This window comes from Mesorhizobium sp. M8A.F.Ca.ET.181.01.1.1, from assembly GCF_004792025.1.
Taxonomy (GTDB): domain Bacteria; phylum Pseudomonadota; class Alphaproteobacteria; order Rhizobiales; family Rhizobiaceae; genus Mesorhizobium.
Genome location: NZ_SRTV01000005.1, coordinates 47,506 through 67,901, shown reverse-complemented (window position 1 = coordinate 67,901; position 20,396 = coordinate 47,506). Strand labels below are relative to the sequence as shown.

Below are 20,396 nucleotides of genomic sequence, written 5' to 3'. Positions count from 1 at the left end.
ATGCCGGCTTGCCCGGCCTCCTTGTCCACGACCCACTTTAGGCCGACCTCAAGCGATCAAAAGGATAATAACTCCACAGTGATATGTCCTCCCCCCATCCCTCAAAGCAATCCTTGCGATAGGCTTCGAGCAAGAAGGGGTAACACAACGTTATATAAGGCGCTTCGGTGTAAACCAGCCGTGCGGCCTGATCTACCAGCTCCTGGCCCTTCTTTAGGTCCAAGGTGACCTCGACCTCCGACAAGATCGCGTCGAACTTTTCATTACTCCAGAACGCTCTGTTTGCGTGAGCCCCGCTGCTAAATCCACGCAGCAGATCATCGGGGGTAGGTGACGGCCAAGCTGCGGCGACGAGTAGATCCCAGCCGCCGCTATCCGCTGACGTTTCAGTACGGGCGCTCAACGCGCCGGCTTCGAGTTGGGTTACTGATACGGGAATTCCGATTTGCCCGAGCCAGCCAGCAATAAGCTGCACGGCCGCCATTGGAATCTCAAGCTTGCCCGAGACGGTGCCAGTAATGAGCTCAAGCTGGAATCTTTTTCCGTCCTTGTCCTCTCGAATTCCGTCGCCATTCGAGTCTAGATATCCTGCATCATCAAGCCGGCGACCGGCTTCGGCCAAATCGAAATGGCGCCTAACGTCGTTCAGATCAGAGTAGTAGTCAGCTGCGGATGGCGGCACCAGTCCAACACCGGGCTCGGCGAGCCCGCGGAAGGCTCGATCGACAATAGCCTTCTGGTCAATTGCGTAGCCAATCGCATCACGAAACGCCGGGTCCTGAAGGGCCTTGCTACTGCCGGCTCCCTTACCGGACGCGGTGTTAAAGGCAAGATAATTTACCTGCTCACACCGCGTTTCCACGACTTTGATTGCAGGATTCTTGGAAAGGTCAGCCGACTGCGCCGCCGTCAGACTGATACCAAAATCGAGGCTGCCGCTCTTCAGACCTTGAGCAATAGGATCGGCTGTATTGAAGAAGCTCATGATCATGCCGGCCGTAGATGGCCTGCCCGAACGGAAGTGCGGGTTTGGCGTGAAGCGGACGAACTGGCCCTGCTGAAATTCCTGAACAATCAACGGCCCCGTTCCCACCAGCGGCGGATCATTGCGGAAGGTGCTGCGTGCATCCGCATAGCTGACGTCCTTCCAAATGTGTTGAGGGACGATCATAGTAAAATTATCAATCGGCCATCGAGTGGGGGTCTTAGTCACGATTCGAAGCGTCTCGTCGTCGATGGCCGTGATGGACTCGACTTTCTGCATGTCAGCAGTGCTGTTTTCGCCGACATTGAGTTCGTCGGGCTTGCCGATGGACCCGAGCAGGTAGTTGTAGGTAAATGCAGCGTCCCTAGCCGTGGCAGGCTGGCCGTCCGACCACTTCATACCTGGCCAAATCTTAAAGGTCCACGTGAGGTTGTCGTCAGCAACCGACCACTCTTTGGCAAATCCTCGTCGGTCGGGGTGGCGCTGGGCATCCACGCAGACCAGAAAATCATATGTGCAGACCAATGGCTGCCAGGAGGCCCATGACGCAAATGGGTTCATCGTGTCGGGGGACAAGATTCCGCCAAACCGGACGACATGATCGTCGCATGAAGACGAAGCGAAGACCTTAGTGCTCAACATCCAAGGCGCCGCCGACATCGCTAGCATTGCCTTCATGACTACTCGACGACTAGATATGTACGTGTTCATTCTTACCTCCACCACCCCATGACACGGGCATCCCAGCCTACACTGTTGATGTCGTAGCCTTTGTCCTATTACTGGGTTGCGGCCTCGGAATTGGCAAACATAGAAACGATATCGCAACCATCTAGAATCTAGATGATAGTTGGCATCCGTGTTCGATGACGGCCGAGGCAAGCCGGTAGAATGGTCTAGGGCCGGATTATGTTGAATCCGCTTGAAATCGCGAATGGGCGTGCCGCCAATCTCTATGCTTTGGCATTGCCTGCCAAAAGCATTGGCGCCCGTTGGAGCTGATGCCGATTCTGTCGCGAGTTCAGAGTTCTTGGCGCGATCGTTTTGGTGCCTGATGACACCATTGAGGACCTCTCCATCTCCGCAAGTCCGATCCTGCCGCTCCACGTCCGACCAGCTCATCTGGCTCGTCGTAGTCGAGCGCGCCGGACCCAATACTCCAGATGCCGCGTGGCCATGTCGTCGGGAGTTCAGGTGTCTTTGACAGGGTAAAAGCCAAAAACCAGCCGACCGCAATCACCCGCGCGTTGCCGTTCGCATCGCTAGCACCTGCGGGCAATATCAGCGCGCGCCTGCTCAAGGGCGAACAGAGCTTTTCCAAGCTCGGGCCCTCGCGCCGCAGGAACAGCCACACCGCTCGTGCGAGGCTTTGACCCCGCGCGCTGCCAACTCGTCCTTCAGTCGATGCAGCGCGTCAGTTCAGAACTCTGATTGGCCGATTGATCTGCTCAACGATAAAGGCACGATGCGGCTGCTCCTGGCAGAGCGGCCTCGATCCGCAGCGCCTGGTCTTCGTCAAACGAAACCTGGATCATGACCAACGCTCCGGTCCGAGATTGAGACCAAGGGTAAGCGGCTACGCGTCTTGGCTCCGCACGGCCACTGGCGCCCGCTTACCTTCCTCGGCGCGTGTTTAGTCCCGGCATTTGCCGGAGCGGATTAAGCTTAAAGCGTTCGGGCTGTGCGGCCGGTCTGTGGACTAGCCTCACGTGATGTTTTCGAGTACTAGGCTCTATCGATGGTTCGTGGGACTTTGCCAAGTATTTCAGCCCCCTGCTCCGTTATCAAAACGCTTTCGCTGCAACCGATCTGATAGCCATTCTCGTCGAAGAGAATAATCGGCAGGTGGAACGTCATATTGACGTCCAGGATATCTTCAGTCCTTGGTTCTATGCTGATGTTGCCGCGTTCGTTCCAATACACTCCAATTTGGTAGCCGGTCCTGCTGCGAAGAGCGTGCGGGTGCGTGGATCGTTGAACCACGCTGCGGATAGCCGCATTCACGGCGCCGGTCGTGGCACCCGGTTTCATGATGGCGATACCCGCGTCCAAAGCCTCCGACGAAATTTCGTACAGCGCTTCGAGCCCGGGATGGCGCCCCACGACAGCGGACCGGCACAATGGGGCGACATAGTCATTTTTTGTCCCGCTGACTTCGATAAAGGCCCCCTCGTTTATCCCGATCGGATACTTGTCCGGCTCCTGATGCGGCACCCGCAGGCGTTCGCCGAAGACCATATGCAAATGTTCGGGTTGTATGTCCTCCCCACCGGCGGTTGAAACCCGATTGCGGATCTTTGCGGCAACCTCGCTTTCGGTGACCCCCTCCAGAAGCGATTCCTGGAATGTGATGATAGCGAGATCCGTCATGGCGGCCGCTTCGCGCACAGCCGTAATTTCGATTTCGTCCTTCACGGCCGCGATTGACGCGACCAGCCTGCCCGCATCAACGATCTTCACATTGGGCAAGGCCGCTTGTAGCGCGGTCACGTCCGCCGGGGCTAGGCCCCAGCAATCGAGTTCCATCCCGACTCGCTTATGGTCAAGGCCATGTCGCCGCAGAACATCAGCGCAAACCGTGCGCCACTCATATCCCTCGGTGAAGGGCACTATCTTGTCGATACAGCTATTTGCCCTGACATTCCCCTCATCGAACTCCCGGACGATAAAGGTCGGCGCCCGCCCCGTTGATAGTATGAGCGGGAACGGCCTGAAATAAGATCCCTGGCCGGAATAGCCAGTCAGATAGCGAAGGTGGCTTCTGGCGGTTACCATGAGGCCATCAAGGCCAGCGCGTTCCACAGCTTCGAGTACGCGCTCTTGCCGCTTCTCATATTCGGATCTCGGATATATTGTTCCGGTGCCGGGGATTGCTATCTGCTTCACATTCATGATCTTCTCCGCGCATCAATTGTCGTTGTTCAGTTGGAGTGGTGCTCGCGATGCGGCGTGCGGCACCTGCGCCAAGCGAAAAGCCCCGGCAGCATCAGCCAAACCACCGTAGTCTCAGGTTTACCAAGTCGTTTCCGCACCTCCAACATAGAGGCTGAATCTCGAATCGCATTCAGCTCCTGCTCAACGGCTCAAGCATCGGTCTCCAAAGCTATGACCGCCGGCAACAACTGTGGCCGGATGACATTCGATCATGCGCGCGTTAGTGCCAGCCTCCTTGTCAGCCTGTTCGGGCATATTAAGGCCACAGGCTTGCGCGCTTCCATCTGGCCGAGTCTCCGCCGACCGTGGGGAGACCGTTTAAATCGCGGAGTTCAGAAGTGCGGGCTGCTCTCTTAGCTTCGATCGCCACCACGTGACATAGAGGACCATTAGCCAGAGCACAGGCAATAGCATCAGCAGCGTTGCCACTGCGGCAATCGTCGGGTCGATCTGGTGGCGTATGTTCTCCCACATCTTCAGCGGCAGGGTACGAATCGAGAGGCCCCCGATGAGGGACGTGATGACGACCTCGTCGAAGGAGTGGAGGAACGCGAACACGGCGCCGCCGATGATGCCCGGCCGAACCAGCGGCAGCGTCACCCGCCTAAACGTCTGGAAAGGCCCCGCACGCATGCTCTTGGCCGCGTCCTCAAGCCGTCTGTCAAAATTCGCCAGGGTGGCGGAGACGATCACGACGACATAGCCGATCGCGCCGATGCTATGACCCAGGACGATTCCGGTGTTCGAGCCTAGCAGTCCGAGTTTGACCAGCCCGAGATAGGTTGCGATACCGACGACGATGACCGGAAAAGTTATCGGCGTCAGGATCAGCATGGTCAGGAAGCCGCGCAGCCGCGGAAAGGTCGTGCGGGTGAGCCCATAGGCCGCAAGCGTGCCCACAATGGTCGACAGGATGGCCACGGCAACGGCGATCTGGATGCTGGTCCAGGCAGCGTCTCTCCAGGATGGATCGCCGAAGAAGGAGCGGTACCACTGCAGGGAAAGGCCCGAGGGAGGAAATTCCAGAAACGTCCCGGCGCTAAATGACATAATGACGACCACGAGCCCGGGAAACAGCAGGTAGAACATGACGAGTAGGACGAATACCGTGCCGACGATCTTCGGCCAGTGGCTGTCGCCGCCGGCCCGGTAGAGCTGATCTATCCAGCGCTTCGCCCTAATGGGAGTGAGAAGCTCATTGACCCAGCGCTTCAGCGCACCGAAAGGCGACCGTCGGCTCAGCCAAGGCTTACGCGCCGGCTGCCCCGCGCTGCCCTGCCTATGGGAGAGATCAAGCCCGAACATGGATAGCATGATCACCGCCACCGCCAAGAGGACGAAGGCCGATGCGGCGATGCGCGCTATATTGAAGGAGGTCGAAACCTGCGACGCAATGAAGGTCGACAGCATGGCATCCGGCAGCCCCCCGAGAGCCGCCGGAGTGATGTAGAAGCCGAGGCAGAGCACAAAGACCAGCACCGCGCCGCTGCGCACGCCCGGCATGCTGAGCTGGAAAAATACCCGCCAGAAAGCGGTGAGTGGCCGCGCGCCCATGCTGCGTGCCGCCGCCATCAGTGACTTATCGATGCCCATCATGACGCTGACAAGTGGCAGGATCATCATTGGCAGCATAATGTGCACCATGCCAATATAGACTGCCGTTCGGTTGTAGATGAGCGGGAGCGGACTGGAGATTAACCCGAGGTCGAGCAACATATGGTTGATCAAGCCGCGGTCGCCTAGAATGACGATCCATGCATAAGTGCGCGCCAAGGCGCTGGTCAGGTAGGGGATGATGACGAGCACGACGAGCGCCACGCGCAGGTGCTTCGGGGCGGCGACGATGAGATAGGCCGTGGGATAGCCGATGATGACGCAGATGCCCGTGGCGACGATGCTTATCTCGATCGTCTGCAAGAGCACGCGAACATTCGCTGGGTGACTGAAAAACGCCTGATAGTTGGCTAGCGAAAAAGCTGGTGCATTGACGCTTGTAAAAAAGAGCAGAATGATTGGTATGCCGAAGACGACGAAAAGGATCGTGAAGGCCGGAACGGTAAGGCCGATGGGCATACGGCCCACTGTCTGAAACATCTTCATCCGGATTTCCTAGCGCCTATAATGAGACGAAACGAACGTCGCACCGCAGCCAGTGGATGCGCACCTCCGAGCCCAGCCGGAACGTTTGCTGTTCCGAGGCGACATGCTCGCGCACGATCAGGACAGTGCTCCCGACGCGCACATGGTATTTGCGCAACGGGCCACAATAGATCATTTCATCGACGATGCCGCTGACGGACTGCCACTGATCCGCATTGGCCCGCTTTGGTGCATTGGGGAGGCTAATACAAATACGCTCCGGCCGGATCATAGCCACGGTACCGAACGGCTGCGCGGCATCGGATTCGACAGTGAAACCAGGATTTTCGAGGATGTTTGCCTCGCCCAGAAACTTTGCCACGAAGCACGTCGCTGGCCGGTCGTAGAGGGCCTCGGGCGCGTCGGTCTGCTCGATCCGACCGGCGCGCATGACGACGATGCGGTCCGACAGGGTGAGCGCCTCCTCCTGGTCGTGCGTGACACAGATGGTGGTGATGCCAAACTCTTTGTGCAGGCTCTTCATCTCGACCTGCATCTGCTCGCGAAGGTTGCGGTCGAGTGCGCCGAGCGGCTCGTCGAGCAAGAGAAACGGCGGATCGGCAATCAGCGCTCGGGCAAGCGCCACGCGCTGCTGCTGGCCCCCGCTCAATTGCGACGGCATGCGGCCTCCAAAGTCCTCAAGATGCACGCGCTCAAGCATGCGGTCGACCCGAGCTGCCCTCTCGGCAGCCTTCATGCCGCGCATTTCGAGGGGAAATTCAAGGTTCCGACGCACCGTAAGGTGGGGAAAAAGAGCATAGCTTTGAAAGACAATGCCCTGGTCGCGCCGGTAGGACGGCACTGCAGCGACGGAGTTTCCAGCGATCAAGATGTCGCCCTCATTGGGCGCTACGAACCCGGCAAGCAGCATCAACGCTGTGGTCTTGCCCGAACCGCTCGGGCCGAGAATTGTCAGGAACTCGCCGCGACGGACAGTCAGTGACAGGTCTTTGACCGCGGCGACCCGCCCGTACATCTTGGTAACCTTGCGAAATTCAATCTGTGCGGGGACCGCGCTTTGCTCCAATGCGTTAACCTCAGTAAGTGAGACCGGATTTCTGATATACACAGTCACTGTTGATACTCCAGAAAGACCCAACTGCGTACACCATCGACTGATTGGGGGCGCATCAGCGTCGCAAAATAGCGGTGTCGGCTGCAGCGAAGTTGCAAAATGACTAAATCGCTAGCAAGGGGCAACCAGCTTCACGAAATGAAGGAGTCCGACACTCGTGGCTCATCAAGACATTCAGGTCGGCAAGCTGACGACTGGATCGTAGCCGCCTTGCCGATTCTAAAGCTGGCTAGAGCAGAATCCACTCGTTCCAGCGCTGAGTGAGCCGCTCTGCATTCGACAAGCCATCCGCTCCAACATCGGAGTACCAATTCCCGTTGACCCGAATACTATTTCTCAAGTAGTCAGGATGACTGGCAAGCTTGCGTCCAACCTCCTCGGGAATTAGATTATGGGCATTTAGATTTGTCGGGCCGATGGGAAAGATTTGCACAAACGTCGCTTGGCGGTCCGCGCGGGTGGAAAATTCAATGAACTTTTGCGCGTTTTGTGCATTCGGAGCACCCTTGGGAATTACTCGATAGTCCCAAGTTACCTTGGGCTGACTGCGACTGATCTCGATGGGCGCACCCTGATCTACCAATAGGACTGCTCGTCCATCATACGATTGCAGAAGGTCGGCAGCCTTATCATGCATCATCTGCTGAATCTCGGAGCCACTCGTCCACCACTTGCGGACATGCGGCTTTATCTTGTCCAAACTGACAAAAATGCGGTCGATATCCATCGGATAGAGCGCATCTGCAGAAACTCCATCTGCAAGCAGGGCTTCTTCCCAGGGGCCTTCATTCCCGTATATGCCCGACTGTAGCGCGCGAACACCCGGAAACCGGTTCACATCCCAGAACTCAGCCCAGGTGTTGGGGCGCGGTTTGCCTGAAGGAAACTTATCCGTATTATATACCATATTGACTGAGTACATCACGAAGGCAACGCCGAACGGTTCCTTTCCAAAGTCCACGATACCATCGAGTTCCTCTTTTTTGTATATCGAATAATCGATCTGCTCTAAGAGACCTTTTTTGTGTGCAGGAGACGCCGTGCCGTTGCCCATGGTAACCACATCGACTGAAACGTTATTCGTGGTCACCATCAGCTCAAGTTGCGCGAGAGACATATCGTCGGTGATCGGGTTTACTCGAATCCCGGTTTCGGCCTCGAACGGTTCCACATATGCCTTTATATTGGCCTTGCCGTAGTCGCCGCCGCCTACCATCACCGTTAACTCGCCCGATGATTGAGCCGACGCCTGGCTAGCCACGGAAGACAGTGCGCCGACCGTGAGAGCGGATGACGTCGCCTGCAGGAAACGTCTGCGGTTGATCCAGTAGTTCATTGTTGTTCCCCTTCTTTTTCTTGCATAGTAGTAGGCGCAGTTTCAAACCAATCCTGGACCGCAGGCAGCTATTGACGGCGCGGCGCCGAAGTCAGCATACAGCGCAACCTGTCCAAGAAAAGGCTGTGTTGGATGATCAACTGCGGGCCGGCTCGGGGTCAAATACAGTGTTATTATGATACCATCTAGCAGCGAGATGGTTCCGCACAGGCAGCGCGCCATCGGCACACTGCGCTACCCCTGACGCGCTGGTCTCGCGCGGCCTATTAATGCGGGAAGCGGGCTCCAGATTTGACCGTTCACTGAGCTCGGGCCTCATCGCTCAGCAAGGTCAAAACGGAGAGACGATCCGGATCGGCTTCTCCAACGAGGTTCCTTGGGCCTATCCGGGTGAGAACAACGAGCCGCTTGGCTTGGTCAATGCGATGCTGGACATTCTAAAGAAGATAGGCACCATGTGACTGGCTCCATCGTGCTAGCCTGGAGGCCGGTCGCTTGGAATCTATCACCGGCGGCATGTTCATCGTGCCCGAACGCTGCCGCAACGGGCTGTAATCCGCTAGCCAAGGTCGCGGCAGTGCTGATCGTGCGGAATGGCAGTCCGGAAGGACTGCATTCCTGCGAAGATGTGGGGGGGCAAAGGTCTCACCTTCGTCACCTGGCGCCGGCTGATTGTGATGGCGAAGGCGAAAAAATCGGCATCCCTAACGACAAGATCATCCAGGTGGCCGGCAGGCGGAGATCTCCAGGCCATGACGGTCGGACACGCCGACACTATCAGCGGCAACTACTTCTATATAATAAAAACGCTTGCCGATAAGGATGACAGTATCGAGCCGGCCGATTCATACGCGCCACCTTCCAAGTCCGACTACGCCGCCATCCTCATCCCCAAACGAGCAGGCTTCGGTCAACGCCTTCAACGTCGCGCTGAAGGACTGTCTCGGCTCCGAGGAGATGGTGGCATCGCTCGGCAAAAACGGCTTCAGCAAGGCGAGCCTGCCGGACGGAACTAGGACCGCCGAGCTCTGCAAGGGTAGAAGCAAAGCTGAGATGTGACACTTACGCGCCTCCGCCCTCCCCGGCCTGGCCGGAAAACGGTGAGGCGGGAAGGAAAATGAACATAGGCTTTAGCGTCGTCGCGTTGGAAAAGAGCGTTTGACCACCCTGATTTCCTTTCGGATTCCTGACTCTCCAAAACGATCAGCGCGCCAGCCTCGTACATCAGGCGAATGCTGGCTGCCATGGCGCGCTCCTGCATTTCATCAGTTGCAGCCGCTTGCTCAAACGCTCGTCCGCAAACCTAAATTCGGAAGCTCATGATCGAGCCATGCGAGCTTGCTCATGAGATGACGCGCAACCGGATCCTTCCAGCTGTGGAAACTTCGCGTCCGAGATGACACCTTTCCGCCACGGATGGCCTTCCTCCGCCAGCCGCGCAACGACGCTTCTGCGCCCCGACAAACTTGGACTTCTTCCCCGTCTTTGCGACACCGATCTCACAAGTAAACAATGCCGGTTCGGAACGGTCCGAAAAGTGAATTGCAACGTTCCGCTTATCCACCGAACGCCATTGCTATTGGCGCCCCGCGCGCCGCGATAGCCGCTGTTACTTCGCCCCAAAAAACGCAACATGGAACATATTCAGACGACGGACGCGAGCGTCAGCCTACATAGGTCCGTGATATCGTAGATGGGCAGTCCTATGCTACGGCGGATCGCGGGTGTAACCACCGGGAACCCGGTACATTCGAACAACACTCCCGCGATTGCTGGGTGGACAGCGCGGAGTTGCGCGATGCAGGCACTGACCTCTTTCTCAGTGTCGGCAACGTCCGTCGGGATTGGTGGACGCATCAACGCGTTTTGCAGATGCTTGCCGCCTTCGATGCCGCCGATAATCACCCTCGCCCGATCGACCGGATCCGCAATCCCGAGCAGATCTTCGCCGCAATGCCTCGAGTCGGCGGTTATGACGGCGAGCTTGGCAGTATACGGCAACTGCCGGAGCAACGTCGGAAGTAAGAGGAGGCTCGACATCGCCACGGGGACATTTACCGCCGCGGCCACCGCTGCCTGGTGCCGGATAAAGAAGCCGCAGTCTGCGCTTATTGCGATCGCGCCTCGTTCCACTAAGCGCCTGGCAGCTGCTACGCAGGCTGGCTCAAGTGACGCATCGCCGCGAATAACAACGTCAGCCCAACCACCAGCTACTATCTCCGTGATAATCGGAAAATTGTATATAGCCGGGTCGAGTATCGACCCGCGCGGAGGCGCCGGCGGAATAGCACCTTGCGGTAGCCCCTCTTCTAGACTGATTAATCCAATAGATCGTGCGCTTTGCGAGGCCATAGATGATGCTCCTAAAGCTCTGTTCAAACTCAACTTCCGAAGATCTCGTCGATCAACTGAGTATGCGTACCGACATCCCGCATCCGGAATTTCGGTCGCCAATCGTGAGGGGCTGACCTAAGGTCGAATCTGCCGCCGATCTGTGCCTTAAGGCACGGTTAGCCTCCTCCACGCCAAGCGGCAAATACAGCATGTGTATAGCCATCATCTAAATGCGAGATGGACCGGATGGCGCCACCGGAACACCGCTTATGGACTACGTGGGCCGTAGTCAAAGCAGTCAAAGCGGGGGCGTCGAACACGCAGCGATGTCACCAACACATGGCGCTGTCATGGAAGGCGCGGACCCGGCTTTCCTGGCGATCAGTACTAGGCGTCAGGGTATTAGGGTAAGCGCGAAGCTGAGGCCGTTCAGCGCTGGTAGTTCCAGGGCATGAGGGCATCGATGCCGCTGTTTGGCCAGCCATGGGCGATGCGCTCGAGGGACTCGGTGAGCCAGGCGTGCGGATCGACCTGGTTCATCTTGGCGGTTCATGCCGACCGGCGAACTATGCCGAGTGTCAACCATGGGTTCTTGGTCGAAACGGCGGGCAAAGCGCATCATACCGCCATGATCGGACGAGGCGCTCGGCATAGTTCGCCGGTCGGCATAAACCTTCAAACTCAACGGTGTCGAACCGCTCCATTCCTCGCCAGGATCGTCAACGGCCACCCTGACCGAGGGCCTGCTGCCTTGGCGTACATCCCGGCTCCCGAGCTCAACGCCGTGGCCTGAGAACAAGCTCATTCCCCGGCGAGAAGTGCGACGAGTTGTTGGCGACGTTGTCGCACAGCAGTGCTCGGCCTCCCAAAGCTCGTCAAGGCTTTGGCAGTCGGCGTCATCCTGCTCAGCCCTGCCGGCGACGCAGCAACGGTGTCCCCGTTCAAATGCAAGCAGCGCAACAAGGCGCAAGTCGGCTCACGAGCCAGTCGCGGTCGGCCCAGTGCGCCGCCGCCATTCATTGAGCGTATAGCCTTAACGTTGAGCGCGGATCTGCGGTGCTGGATATAAGCCCGGCAAGTACAAGCGCATGCCATAATGTGACTTGATTGGCTGTCATAACTAGCCGACCCGAAATTTTCTCAAAAGATTCCAAATGTTCCAAGGAGTTGATTCCGGTACACGGAATGAGAATCGGGTCATCGGAAATCGGCATTAAGGAGGCGAACTCTGCCAGTTCTGCTCCACAGTCGACATCATTGCCTTGTCCACTCTGCGTATACATATTCCGGATTTTTCCAACGCTTACACCTGCCTCAGAGAGAAACGTGACCAACAGCTTCGTGGTTTGAGAATCATACAACGATAGAATATCCACACGCTTCGCACCAAGGGCCGCCAGTGCAGCCAAAAAAGCCATCGCCGTGCTTGAAGCGGGCGCTTGGGCACTTTCAGAAAGGAACTGAATCTGGCGCTTTGCATGCTGCAGTCCTTTAAAGAAACTGGCGCTTGTGCAGGCCCAGATGACCGAACCGCATCCCATGTTCCCTAACTTGCGTGCAGCCGGCGACAGCACATCTTCCGCAGTAGCGCGCTCGCAGGATTCAAATTCCGTGGCAGCAGATATATCCTTACCACCAAGTGAGCGAACAGAAATGTACTCCGTGTTCTCGAAGTTGCGGTCAGCGAGCCATTTGTTCATAAATCTGTCGTCAATTATTTCATAGGGGATCGTACCATCAGAAGGAACAATAGCGCCGATCTTTCTAGTGGGATTCTGTTTTTGCATTTCACTTGCCTTTTTAAAGTTTGCTGCAGCGGATAGGGATGAGTCCCATCTATTTTTTTCCCTCACAAGCCATGATACTGCACTCGACACTTAAGACCCGAAAAACCTCTAGGCCGCTACTTGGATTTCGTTCGCTGCTCATATCCGCCAAGGCGCCTGGCAAACCATGCGCGTTCACGCGCTAACGCGGTGACGGCGCACGTATCTTTAGCGATTTACGCGTCGCCCAAAGGGCACCATTCCTTCTTTTTACAGCGGCATGCGCTCGGATTAAATGGCGTTTAGTCAGTGGCGTGGGAGCGAAACAGCTTCACGATCGGCGGCTTTTGGGGCACGAAATGTTCGTTCCCTTATGAGTGCATTAGGATATATAGCGTGGTACTTGGCCCATCGCTCGGCTTCTATTCTGAATTGCGGAGCTATTTCTGCGTGCAACTCAGTGCAGGGAATGCTATGATCATCGATGATCTTACCATTGTTCTCAATCGCGGTTTCAGTCCGAACGAATTCCTCCGCCTGCAGCTAATGAATTCCACGGGAATTCATCGCTATTTACTAATGGTCGCGTAGCGATCTGTGTCAAATTCAGTTTTTGTATTGATGCCATCTCGATTGCAGATCCAGCGCGGCTTGAGTTCAGTATCGGCAAATCCGACTCGTCACATGGCTCATGCTGTGCTGCTAACTATTGGCTCGTAAGGGCGACCTTAAGAGCGCAGCCTGGCTCCGTGCCATGCTCCTGCAAGGCGGTTTTCGCTGGAGGCGTACGCTATGCAAGGCTTGCTTGCGAGTTGTATATGCGCGCAATCAGCGTGGTCGCGTTTCTGCGACAGACCGTTAGGGACCTCGCCATGTATTGTTAATCCGGAACTGCGCGCGGTGCAGGTATGAGCGTACCTGCTGCCTCTTGAGCATATTTGATACCAGGCATGCGAGTTTGCCTAACTATATCCTAGCGGATCACTCAGATGAGCGCCCCTAATTGATGATAGCTTGAGCCTTCCGTCGGGTGGATCGCCTAATTCGTCGCGCTCCACTGGAAAGCTCGACGCCTCACCTGAGATGGCCCGCATGGCGGTGATGAATACAAGCGCATCGAATCTGCAACCAGATTATAGTCCTGGGCTGGCACCTAATACGTAAGCGTGAAGCGGACCCCATCTGGCGCGACATGAGATGATGGGCGAGAAATGATGACACTGAAGAAGCCGAGGAGCTTGCAGTGTCAATTTCTATGTCTGCGCCTATGCCTAATGATAGAACTTTTCATGTCCTTGAGGCGGTTGCGAACCGGCTGGACGCAAGCCCGCAGCGTCCGCGGCGGCGCTGGTCGGCGGTGGCGCGCCGGCACGGCTGGTTGAGGAGTCTCTGAAGCCGGGTGCGAACGTGTCGGCGATTGCGCGCCAGGCTGGACTGGCGAGTTCGCAGCTGTTTGGCTGGCGGCGCAATGCGATCAAGAGCGGTGCGGTCAGGCCGCAGCGGGATACGGCTCGGCTTTGTCGAGGTCACCCCGACAGCATCTGCGTCGGTGGAGATCGAGCTGGGTGGCGTGGTCATTCGCGCCGGTGCCGATATCAATGAGGAGCAGCTGGTGCGGATCATCCGGGCGGTTCGCAAGGCATGATCCCGGCTGGCGTGAAGGTGTTGGTCGCCAGTCATCCCGTCGATTTTAGAAAAGGTCCCGACGGCCTTCTGGCCCTGGAGCGCGATCCCGGCTCGGATCCGTTCTTATGGGTCGGGCGAGATTATGTGGCGGAGCCGCCCTGACCGCTTTCGCGGCCGGCCAAACCCAGCTTGCCTCCGCCACATAATATTCAAATGAAGTTCAGCAGTTGCAGAACGGCGTCGTTCGGTCGGAAACGCACGCCGGGATCGTCGGTGACCCCCGCCTTCTCGAGTCCTTTGCGCATCATCTCGACATCCGCGGCGGCATAGCGGTGGGTTGTGGCGACCTGTGCGTGCCAGCCAGGCTTGGATCGTTAAAAGGTCCACGCCGGACTGGAGAAGCCTCCTGGCGAGGGAGTGCCGGAAGATGTGCGGCGATATGGGCTTGTCGGCCAAGGCAGGCCTGATAGCCACGGCCTCGGCGGCCGCACGTCGCACGATATGGGTGGCTCCGAACCGAGTCAGGCGCTCGTTGCGGGCGCCGACGAATATCGGTCGCGGCTCGTGATGGGCGATCCCGCGCTCACTCAACAAGGTTGTCAGCGCGCGCGCCAGGTCCTTAGGAATGGGGACGACGCGGTCTCTGCGCCCCTTGCCGCGCAGCAGCACTTGCGGGTGAGAGCCCTCCAACTGAAGGTCGTTTGCGTTGACGCCTTTGGCTTCTGGGACCCGGGCGCCGGTCCGTGCCAGGAAGAGCAGAAAGGCTCGGTCGCGCCGACCACGGGGCGTCTTCGGATCGGGCGCCGCGATGAGGGTGTCCACTTCGGCCTTGGTGAGGTGGTGCGTTACCCCGATGTGCGACCGTTTAATGGGAATCGACAGCGCGCGTTGGGCCACACCGAGGCATAAGAACGGATCGGCCTCGATCGTCTTGCGCACCAGCGCCGTGTCGCCACCATGACCTTGACCGCACCAGTCGGCCCCGACACGACATTGCCCTCAGAGCGCGTATCACTGCTTCGACCGTCTTGGCATGGGCACCGGGCCATTGCATCACGACGCCGTCGATCTCGAGCTCGATCACACCAGCGTCTCGAGCCGGGTCCCGCTTTCTTGGCTGTGGCCGATGCTTCGCCGCAGGCTTCGGAGGCGCTGCCGTCACCACCGCCGGCACGAACATGGATACCGATATCGCTGCCTCCCCCATCGGCCGGCGAGCAGCCCGACGCCAGGTGAACAATTGCTGCGGGGAAGTCCATACCGGTTACCGCGATGGAGTTTCGCGAAAGGAGCCTTGAACGTGGATGGGCCGTCAGGCGTAAAGACCGTATGTCCGCCTCTTTCGTGAGGTGGCTCGCCCTACACTGCCCGTCCGAAGGTTACTTCTCTATTCGGCGTGTTGAAGCCAAGCGCTTTTCGAGCTTTCCGCTTCGCCGGCATCTGAGGTCGTTCGCAGGGTCTTGCTTCTCTGCGGGATCGGCGGTCGCCCGTCGCCTTGATGGGATCAGAAGAATGAGGCGGAACAACATCGGATGGGTCCTGATCGTTGTGATGCGACCGGTACTGCAATCCTCGCGAACTCACCTCATTCATCGTCCCGCGAAGGACGCTCTACGAACGCACCTCGATTACCATCACCACTAACCTGGCATTCGGCGAGTGGCCGAGCGTCTTCGCCGGCGACGCGAAGATGACCACCGCGCTGCTCGATCGCCTTACGCATCATTGCGAGATCATCGAGACCGGAAACGAATTCTGGCGCTTCAAAAAGCCGCTCTCAAAGCTAAAACCGAAAAGCCAATCACCCGCGTCCGATCAGGCTGTGCAACCCTGACCAGCTTCGCCTGATCGGGCGCTCACCGCCGTGCCCTTCACCACCCACCGAGGTCCCCCTTTTGCGCGAAAACATGGGGTCCGATTCCACGGTCATTGGCAGAATCAGCGTGCTCCTGTGACGAGGATCGGCTCGACCCGCCCGAGATGGGGTATTCGGCTTGAGCCTTATCGTCGGGCGACAATGCATGGCGGATAGGTTGAAGGTGCTGCGCTTCGAGCTGATGGTTAAGCGTGGTCTGCATGCCCGCAGCCACGAGCAGAACAGCGCTCGATGTCCGCTGTCAAGATTAGGCGCGCGGAAGATCGTCCGGTCCATCGAACCGCTCGCAATAACGATCGCGCGCATGGGAGGAGACGGAACTGGCGGGCGTCGGTCGATTTGCCGGCCAAAAACCGTCTGACGGGCACTCCCCTGCCGCGTCCGCCCATGCGCGAGATAAAAGCCGCCGTATGCGGCAGGAGGCTACGATCTGATCGCCCGACCGCGGCAAACGTCATGCCGGGCCGATGCCGTGACCTCCGCCGACGGCTGACGCGCAGCTCGGCGCTGGGCTTCGGATAAGGATCGGCCTTTCGCTCGCCGCAACGCGCGCCGGGTGCAGCGAAATGACCGCGAGAACCCTTGTTATCACACGCGGATTGTGCGGCCGCCGGGCTTGGCTTGGCCGGCGCAGCTGACGATCTGATCAGCCGGGGCAGACGCTTGCTTACTCCGCTCAGCCGCTCGGCCGTCGGAGTTGGTCGAGCGCCCAGGCCATGCGAAATGCCGCTTGGTCGGCTATGCCAGCCCCATGTGAGGCACCGCTGTGGCCGCCCACAGTCCGCACGCGGAAGACAAGCTCAGGGTCGCGATCGGCTGCACAAAACCGACGCTGCGCTACATAGCGAGCGGGCTGGTGATAGAGCACCGCGCCGTCGTAGAGCGCGGCGTCGACATACGTCGGCGGGCAGGGGCGATCGGCGCTGAGGTTGTAGTATGGGTCGTAGCTCCGCATGAACTCATATTCGTGGGCAACGTGGGGATCTCCGTACTCCACCGTTTCCACTAGTGCGCACGGCATCGTAAAATCCATTTCGGTATCAATGATGTCGGAAAGCGGAACCTCAGCGAGCACTGCGCGGAACAAGTCGGGACGTAAGAGGGCCGCGCCAAGCACGGTACCCCCACCAGCGCTCTTTCCCTCAATGACAATACCGTCGCGGGTGGCGAACCCCTGCTCAACGAGCCCCTCGGCAGCGGCAATCAGATCTGTGTGGGTGATACGTTTTCGATCGCGGGTAGCTGCCTCGTGCCATGGACGTCCGAGCTCGCCGCCCCCTCGTACGTGCGCGATGCCGAAAGCAACTCCGCGATCGAGCAGGCTCAAACGCTGGGTCATGGATGAGGGCCAAGGGAAAAACGAGGGCCATCTCGGTTTTCCGTAACAGCCGTATACATTCAATAATACCGGCCCCGGGCTCGTTCGATCACGCCGCGCGACCAACGAAATCGGGACCTGAACGCCGTCTTCCGCCTCCGCCATGACGACTGTCGCGATATATTGAGTAGGGTCATATCCCGCGACACGGGCCTGGTACAAGACTGCCGATCGGTCATTGGCGAGATCATGCTCGACGACGGTATCGGGCGTCCCGAATGAGCTAACCGAGTAGATCAACTTCGAACTTCGGAACGGATGCCGTGCGACCGAATAGTGACCATCTGGCGATAGCCCGACCGTAAGGCTGCAACTCGGCTCGTCGGGAGCGATCGTGGCTTCGACCCGCCCGCTTCCGTTCCGCGAGACCAAGCGAGGACGAAGGCCCTCTCGCTCCAGGACAACCAGGTGGTTTTCGAGCACGTGGATCTCATCGAGCATCACGCCCGCTCGATGTGGAATGACCTCCTCCCAGCACGCCGGTGACGGGTCATCTATCGGCGCACGGACAAGCCGCCAGTACGGTCCAGCGTCGTCCACACGAAACAGAAAACTCTCGCCCCAATGCTCGGCAAAGACCTCGTGCCCGAGTTTACGCCCCACGATCCGGCGCCACTTGCCTCCCGGCTCGTCAGCGGGAAGACACCACACCTCTGCAGCGCCGCGTTGAACGCAACAGGACTCGTCCAAGGTAGCATGTAAGTCGAGGAACAACCAGGCGCCGCTATCAGAACGCCGCACCATCAAATCCAGTCGCTCGTTGGCCTCCTCGAACACCACCTCAGACCTGCAGGCCTCGACGTCCAAGCGGACAATCTGATCGCACTGCCGCCGGTCAGCCCGCACCCGTGTAAAAAGCAGCGTGTGATTATCGGCGGCCCAGACAACCTGCCTGGCGCGACCCGAGCCGCGCCAGACCTCGCGGCCGTCGGTCATGTCCCGCACTCTCAACTCGTAGTGCTCGTTACCGATGAGATCGAAGCTAAACGCTACGTAACGCCCGTCGTCGCTCGGCTCGAACACACCGAGCGAATAGAAGATCTCGGCCCCGGGAATCGCGTTGGGGTCGAAGACAAGCTCGGCCGAGCCGCCGGTCGCCGGCCGGCGCCACCACGCCGGGTGAGACAGGTCCTGCTCGTGTCTTTGGAAGTACTCGAAAGGCCCAACTTGGAATGGTGGCGGCGTGCCCTCGCAAAGCTGACGCCCTTCGATCTCAGCGATGAGCTCCGCCTTGAGCCCTGTCAGGTGAGCTGTCGCTTGCTCCGCGTAGCTGTTCTCGGCTGCCAGATACGCGAGGACATCGGGATTGTCCCGGTCGCAAAGCCATCTGTACCGGTCAATCGTGACGTCGTCATGAAGGACCCGGATCCGCGGCTCGGCACGGAGAAGCGGTGGCTGAAGGCGCTTATCTCCCATCAGACGGCTCTCACGTGAAAAACAAGAGCAAGGCTTCCTGCGGCAGTCCGCGAACAACTTAGTTTGTGCATTAACTTTCCTCCCAGACAATTAGCGGCAAACCGCTCAGCGATCCATGCGCGAGATCGCCAGCATCTTTCTCTTTCCGATTTTCGGCGGTGTCGCGTGCGGCGCGCAACATTGCCTGCTGTCAGACGGAGACAAAGCGCATGGCAAGCATTCATACGGTTCTCAGTTATTCTTCAATTCTCTCTCAATTTCACCGCCGGTTAGCCCGCAACACAGGCTATGGCCTCATATACCTAGGAGCTCGCAGCAGCTCCCTTGCCTTGCCACTGGTTAGACTTGCAAGGTCATCTCTGAATTGACAAGCATAGAATGAAGATCCCAGCTATCGAGAATCCAGATGATCAATGCTCACCTCGGTGGCAAGGCAGGCCGGTGCACATATCTGGAAGACTAACTGTGGTGCGAGGTCAAAGTGCGTTGGCAGAGGCGTTTAATGCTGACGAGGATCTCGTCGGCGGATTTGATCCAGGCATTGCAGCTTTCAGGCTGTTGGTGCTGGCAAAGGTGCCCCGTTGGAGACAGCGCCGCGTCCGGATCAAGAACCAGCATTCCACCAGGTTTAGCCAAGAAGCGCTTGTCGGGGTGAAGTGCAGATCCCAGCGCGGCCGCTTCGTTAACCAGTCATGCACCAGCGTCTTGTAGCGTGAGGCATTGTCGAATACCAGAGCCGTCGGGGATCAACCGTATCTATCGGCTCTACCGTAAGGAAGGGCTGAACGTGCGCAAGCGTCGTGCGCGCCGGGCGGTCGGCACACGAGCCCCGACCCTGGTCGAGGCTCGGCCGAATGCACGCTGGTCGCTGGATTTCGTCCATGACCAGTTCGCCTGCGGGCGGCGCTTCCGCGTGCTGAACATCGTCGGTGACGTGACGCGCAGCCGGGCATGATCGTGTCTGACCACGGGACGGAGTTCACCTCGAACGCAATCCTGGCCTGATCGAAGGACCATCGCGTCGAGTGGCACTACATTAAGCGGGGCCCTGACCGCACCTTCTTTGCGCCGGCGTGACGAGGCACCCTTGACGATCCGATTTGGAGGATCGTTTGTCTCCAGACTTGACCATAGACTTGAGCCAGCGGGCGCGGATCCTGGAGGAGACGTTCACGCCGGGTGCGGTGGTGTCGGCGGTGGCGCGCCGGCACGGCTGGTTGAAGAGTCTCTGAGGCCGGTGCGAACGTGTCGGCGATCGCGCGCCAGGCTGGACTGGCGAGTTCGCAGCTGTTTGGCTGGCGGCGGAATGCGATCAAGAGCGGTGCGGTCAGGCCGCAGCGGGATACGGCTCGGCTCGGCTTTGTCGAGGTCACCCCGACAGCGTCTGCGTCGGTGGAGATCGAGCTGGGTGGCGTGGTCATTCGCGCCGGTGCCGATATCAATGAGGAGCAGCTGGTGCGGATCATCCGGGCGGTTCGCAAGGCATGATCCCGGCTGGCGTGAAGGTGTTGGTCGCCAGTCATCCCGTCGA

10 protein-coding genes and 7 pseudogenes are annotated in these 20,396 nt (G+C 58.5%); 7 read left to right on the top strand and 10 right to left on the bottom strand.

The window, feature by feature from the left end:
- Positions 1–37 precede the first annotated feature (37 nt).
- Complete coding sequence (locus EN824_RS18840) at positions 38–1,696, bottom strand: ABC transporter substrate-binding protein (RefSeq protein ID WP_245512012.1); 1,659 nt, start codon at positions 1,694–1,696, stop codon at positions 38–40.
- Positions 1,697–2,466: 770 nt separating this feature from the next.
- On the opposite strand from EN824_RS18840, the pseudogene EN824_RS18835 reads away from it, so the two are divergent.
- Positions 2,467–2,615, top strand: a pseudogene (locus tag EN824_RS18835) (IS630 family transposase); the annotation flags it as partial.
- A 95-nt stretch (positions 2,616–2,710) separates the two neighbouring features.
- On the opposite strand, the gene EN824_RS18830 reads toward EN824_RS18835, so the two are convergent.
- The 4 genes from EN824_RS18830 to EN824_RS18815 form a co-directional block, all read right to left on the bottom strand.
- On the bottom strand, positions 2,711–3,877 hold the full coding sequence (locus tag EN824_RS18830; protein WP_128314534.1) for a Xaa-Pro peptidase family protein: 1,167 nt from the start codon (positions 3,875–3,877) through the stop codon (positions 2,711–2,713).
- Positions 3,878–4,237: 360 nt separating this feature from the next.
- Positions 4,238–6,019, bottom strand: a complete 1,782-nt coding sequence (locus tag EN824_RS18825; RefSeq protein WP_128314535.1) for an ABC transporter permease subunit — start codon at positions 6,017–6,019, stop codon at positions 4,238–4,240.
- Positions 6,020–6,035: 16 nt separating this feature from the next.
- Complete coding sequence (locus tag EN824_RS18820) at positions 6,036–7,034, bottom strand: ABC transporter ATP-binding protein (RefSeq protein WP_128314548.1); 999 nt, start codon at positions 7,032–7,034, stop codon at positions 6,036–6,038.
- A gap of 328 nt (positions 7,035–7,362) precedes the next feature.
- Positions 7,363–8,469, bottom strand: a complete 1,107-nt coding sequence (locus EN824_RS18815; protein ID WP_128314536.1) for an ABC transporter substrate-binding protein — start codon at positions 8,467–8,469, stop codon at positions 7,363–7,365.
- A gap of 269 nt (positions 8,470–8,738) precedes the next feature.
- Between EN824_RS18815 and EN824_RS18810 the strand changes: the two genes are divergently transcribed.
- Together EN824_RS18810 and EN824_RS36670 are read left to right on the top strand one after the other, a co-directional pair.
- Positions 8,739–8,930: a hypothetical protein gene (locus EN824_RS18810; RefSeq protein ID WP_245501457.1), complete on the top strand. Its 192-nt coding sequence runs from the start codon at positions 8,739–8,741 to the stop codon at positions 8,928–8,930.
- Positions 8,931–10,245: 1,315 nt separating this feature from the next.
- Entirely contained in the window at positions 10,246–10,494 is a 249-nt protein-coding gene (locus EN824_RS36670; RefSeq protein WP_189341898.1) for a hypothetical protein, read from the top strand.
- 738 nt (positions 10,495–11,232) lie between these two features.
- Here EN824_RS36670 and EN824_RS18795 read toward each other — a convergent pair.
- Positions 11,233–11,352, bottom strand: a pseudogene (locus tag EN824_RS18795) (transposase domain-containing protein); the annotation flags it as partial.
- Between the two features lie 467 nt (positions 11,353–11,819).
- Entirely contained in the window at positions 11,820–12,590 is a 771-nt protein-coding gene (locus EN824_RS18790) for a hypothetical protein (RefSeq protein ID WP_128314537.1), read from the bottom strand.
- Positions 12,591–14,037: 1,447 nt separating this feature from the next.
- Between EN824_RS18790 and EN824_RS18785 the strand changes: the two genes are divergently transcribed.
- Positions 14,038–14,214 (top strand): hypothetical protein, encoded by a 177-nt coding sequence (locus EN824_RS18785; RefSeq protein WP_245512013.1) that lies wholly within the window; start codon positions 14,038–14,040, stop codon positions 14,212–14,214.
- Between the two features lie 398 nt (positions 14,215–14,612).
- Here EN824_RS18785 and EN824_RS36005 read toward each other — a convergent pair.
- Positions 14,613–15,017 (bottom strand): annotated as a pseudogene (locus EN824_RS36005) (tyrosine-type recombinase/integrase); the annotation flags it as partial.
- A gap of 777 nt (positions 15,018–15,794) precedes the next feature.
- On the opposite strand from EN824_RS36005, the pseudogene EN824_RS18775 reads away from it, so the two are divergent.
- Positions 15,795–16,029 (top strand): annotated as a pseudogene (locus tag EN824_RS18775) (ATP-binding protein); the annotation flags it as partial.
- 718 nt (positions 16,030–16,747) lie between these two features.
- Here the strand turns inward: EN824_RS18775 and EN824_RS18770 are convergent.
- Complete coding sequence (locus EN824_RS18770) at positions 16,748–18,865, bottom strand: S9 family peptidase (RefSeq protein WP_189342123.1); 2,118 nt, start codon at positions 18,863–18,865, stop codon at positions 16,748–16,750.
- Positions 18,866–19,324: 459 nt separating this feature from the next.
- Positions 19,325–19,599 (bottom strand): annotated as a pseudogene (locus EN824_RS18765) (IS630 family transposase); the annotation flags it as partial.
- Between the two features lie 5 nt (positions 19,600–19,604).
- On the opposite strand from EN824_RS18765, the pseudogene EN824_RS18760 reads away from it, so the two are divergent.
- Positions 19,605–19,867: pseudogene (locus EN824_RS18760) on the top strand (IS3 family transposase); the annotation flags it as partial.
- A gap of 234 nt (positions 19,868–20,101) precedes the next feature.
- Positions 20,102–20,353: pseudogene (locus tag EN824_RS18750) on the top strand (IS66 family insertion sequence element accessory protein TnpB); the annotation flags it as partial.
- Positions 20,354–20,396: the final 43 nt, after the last annotated feature.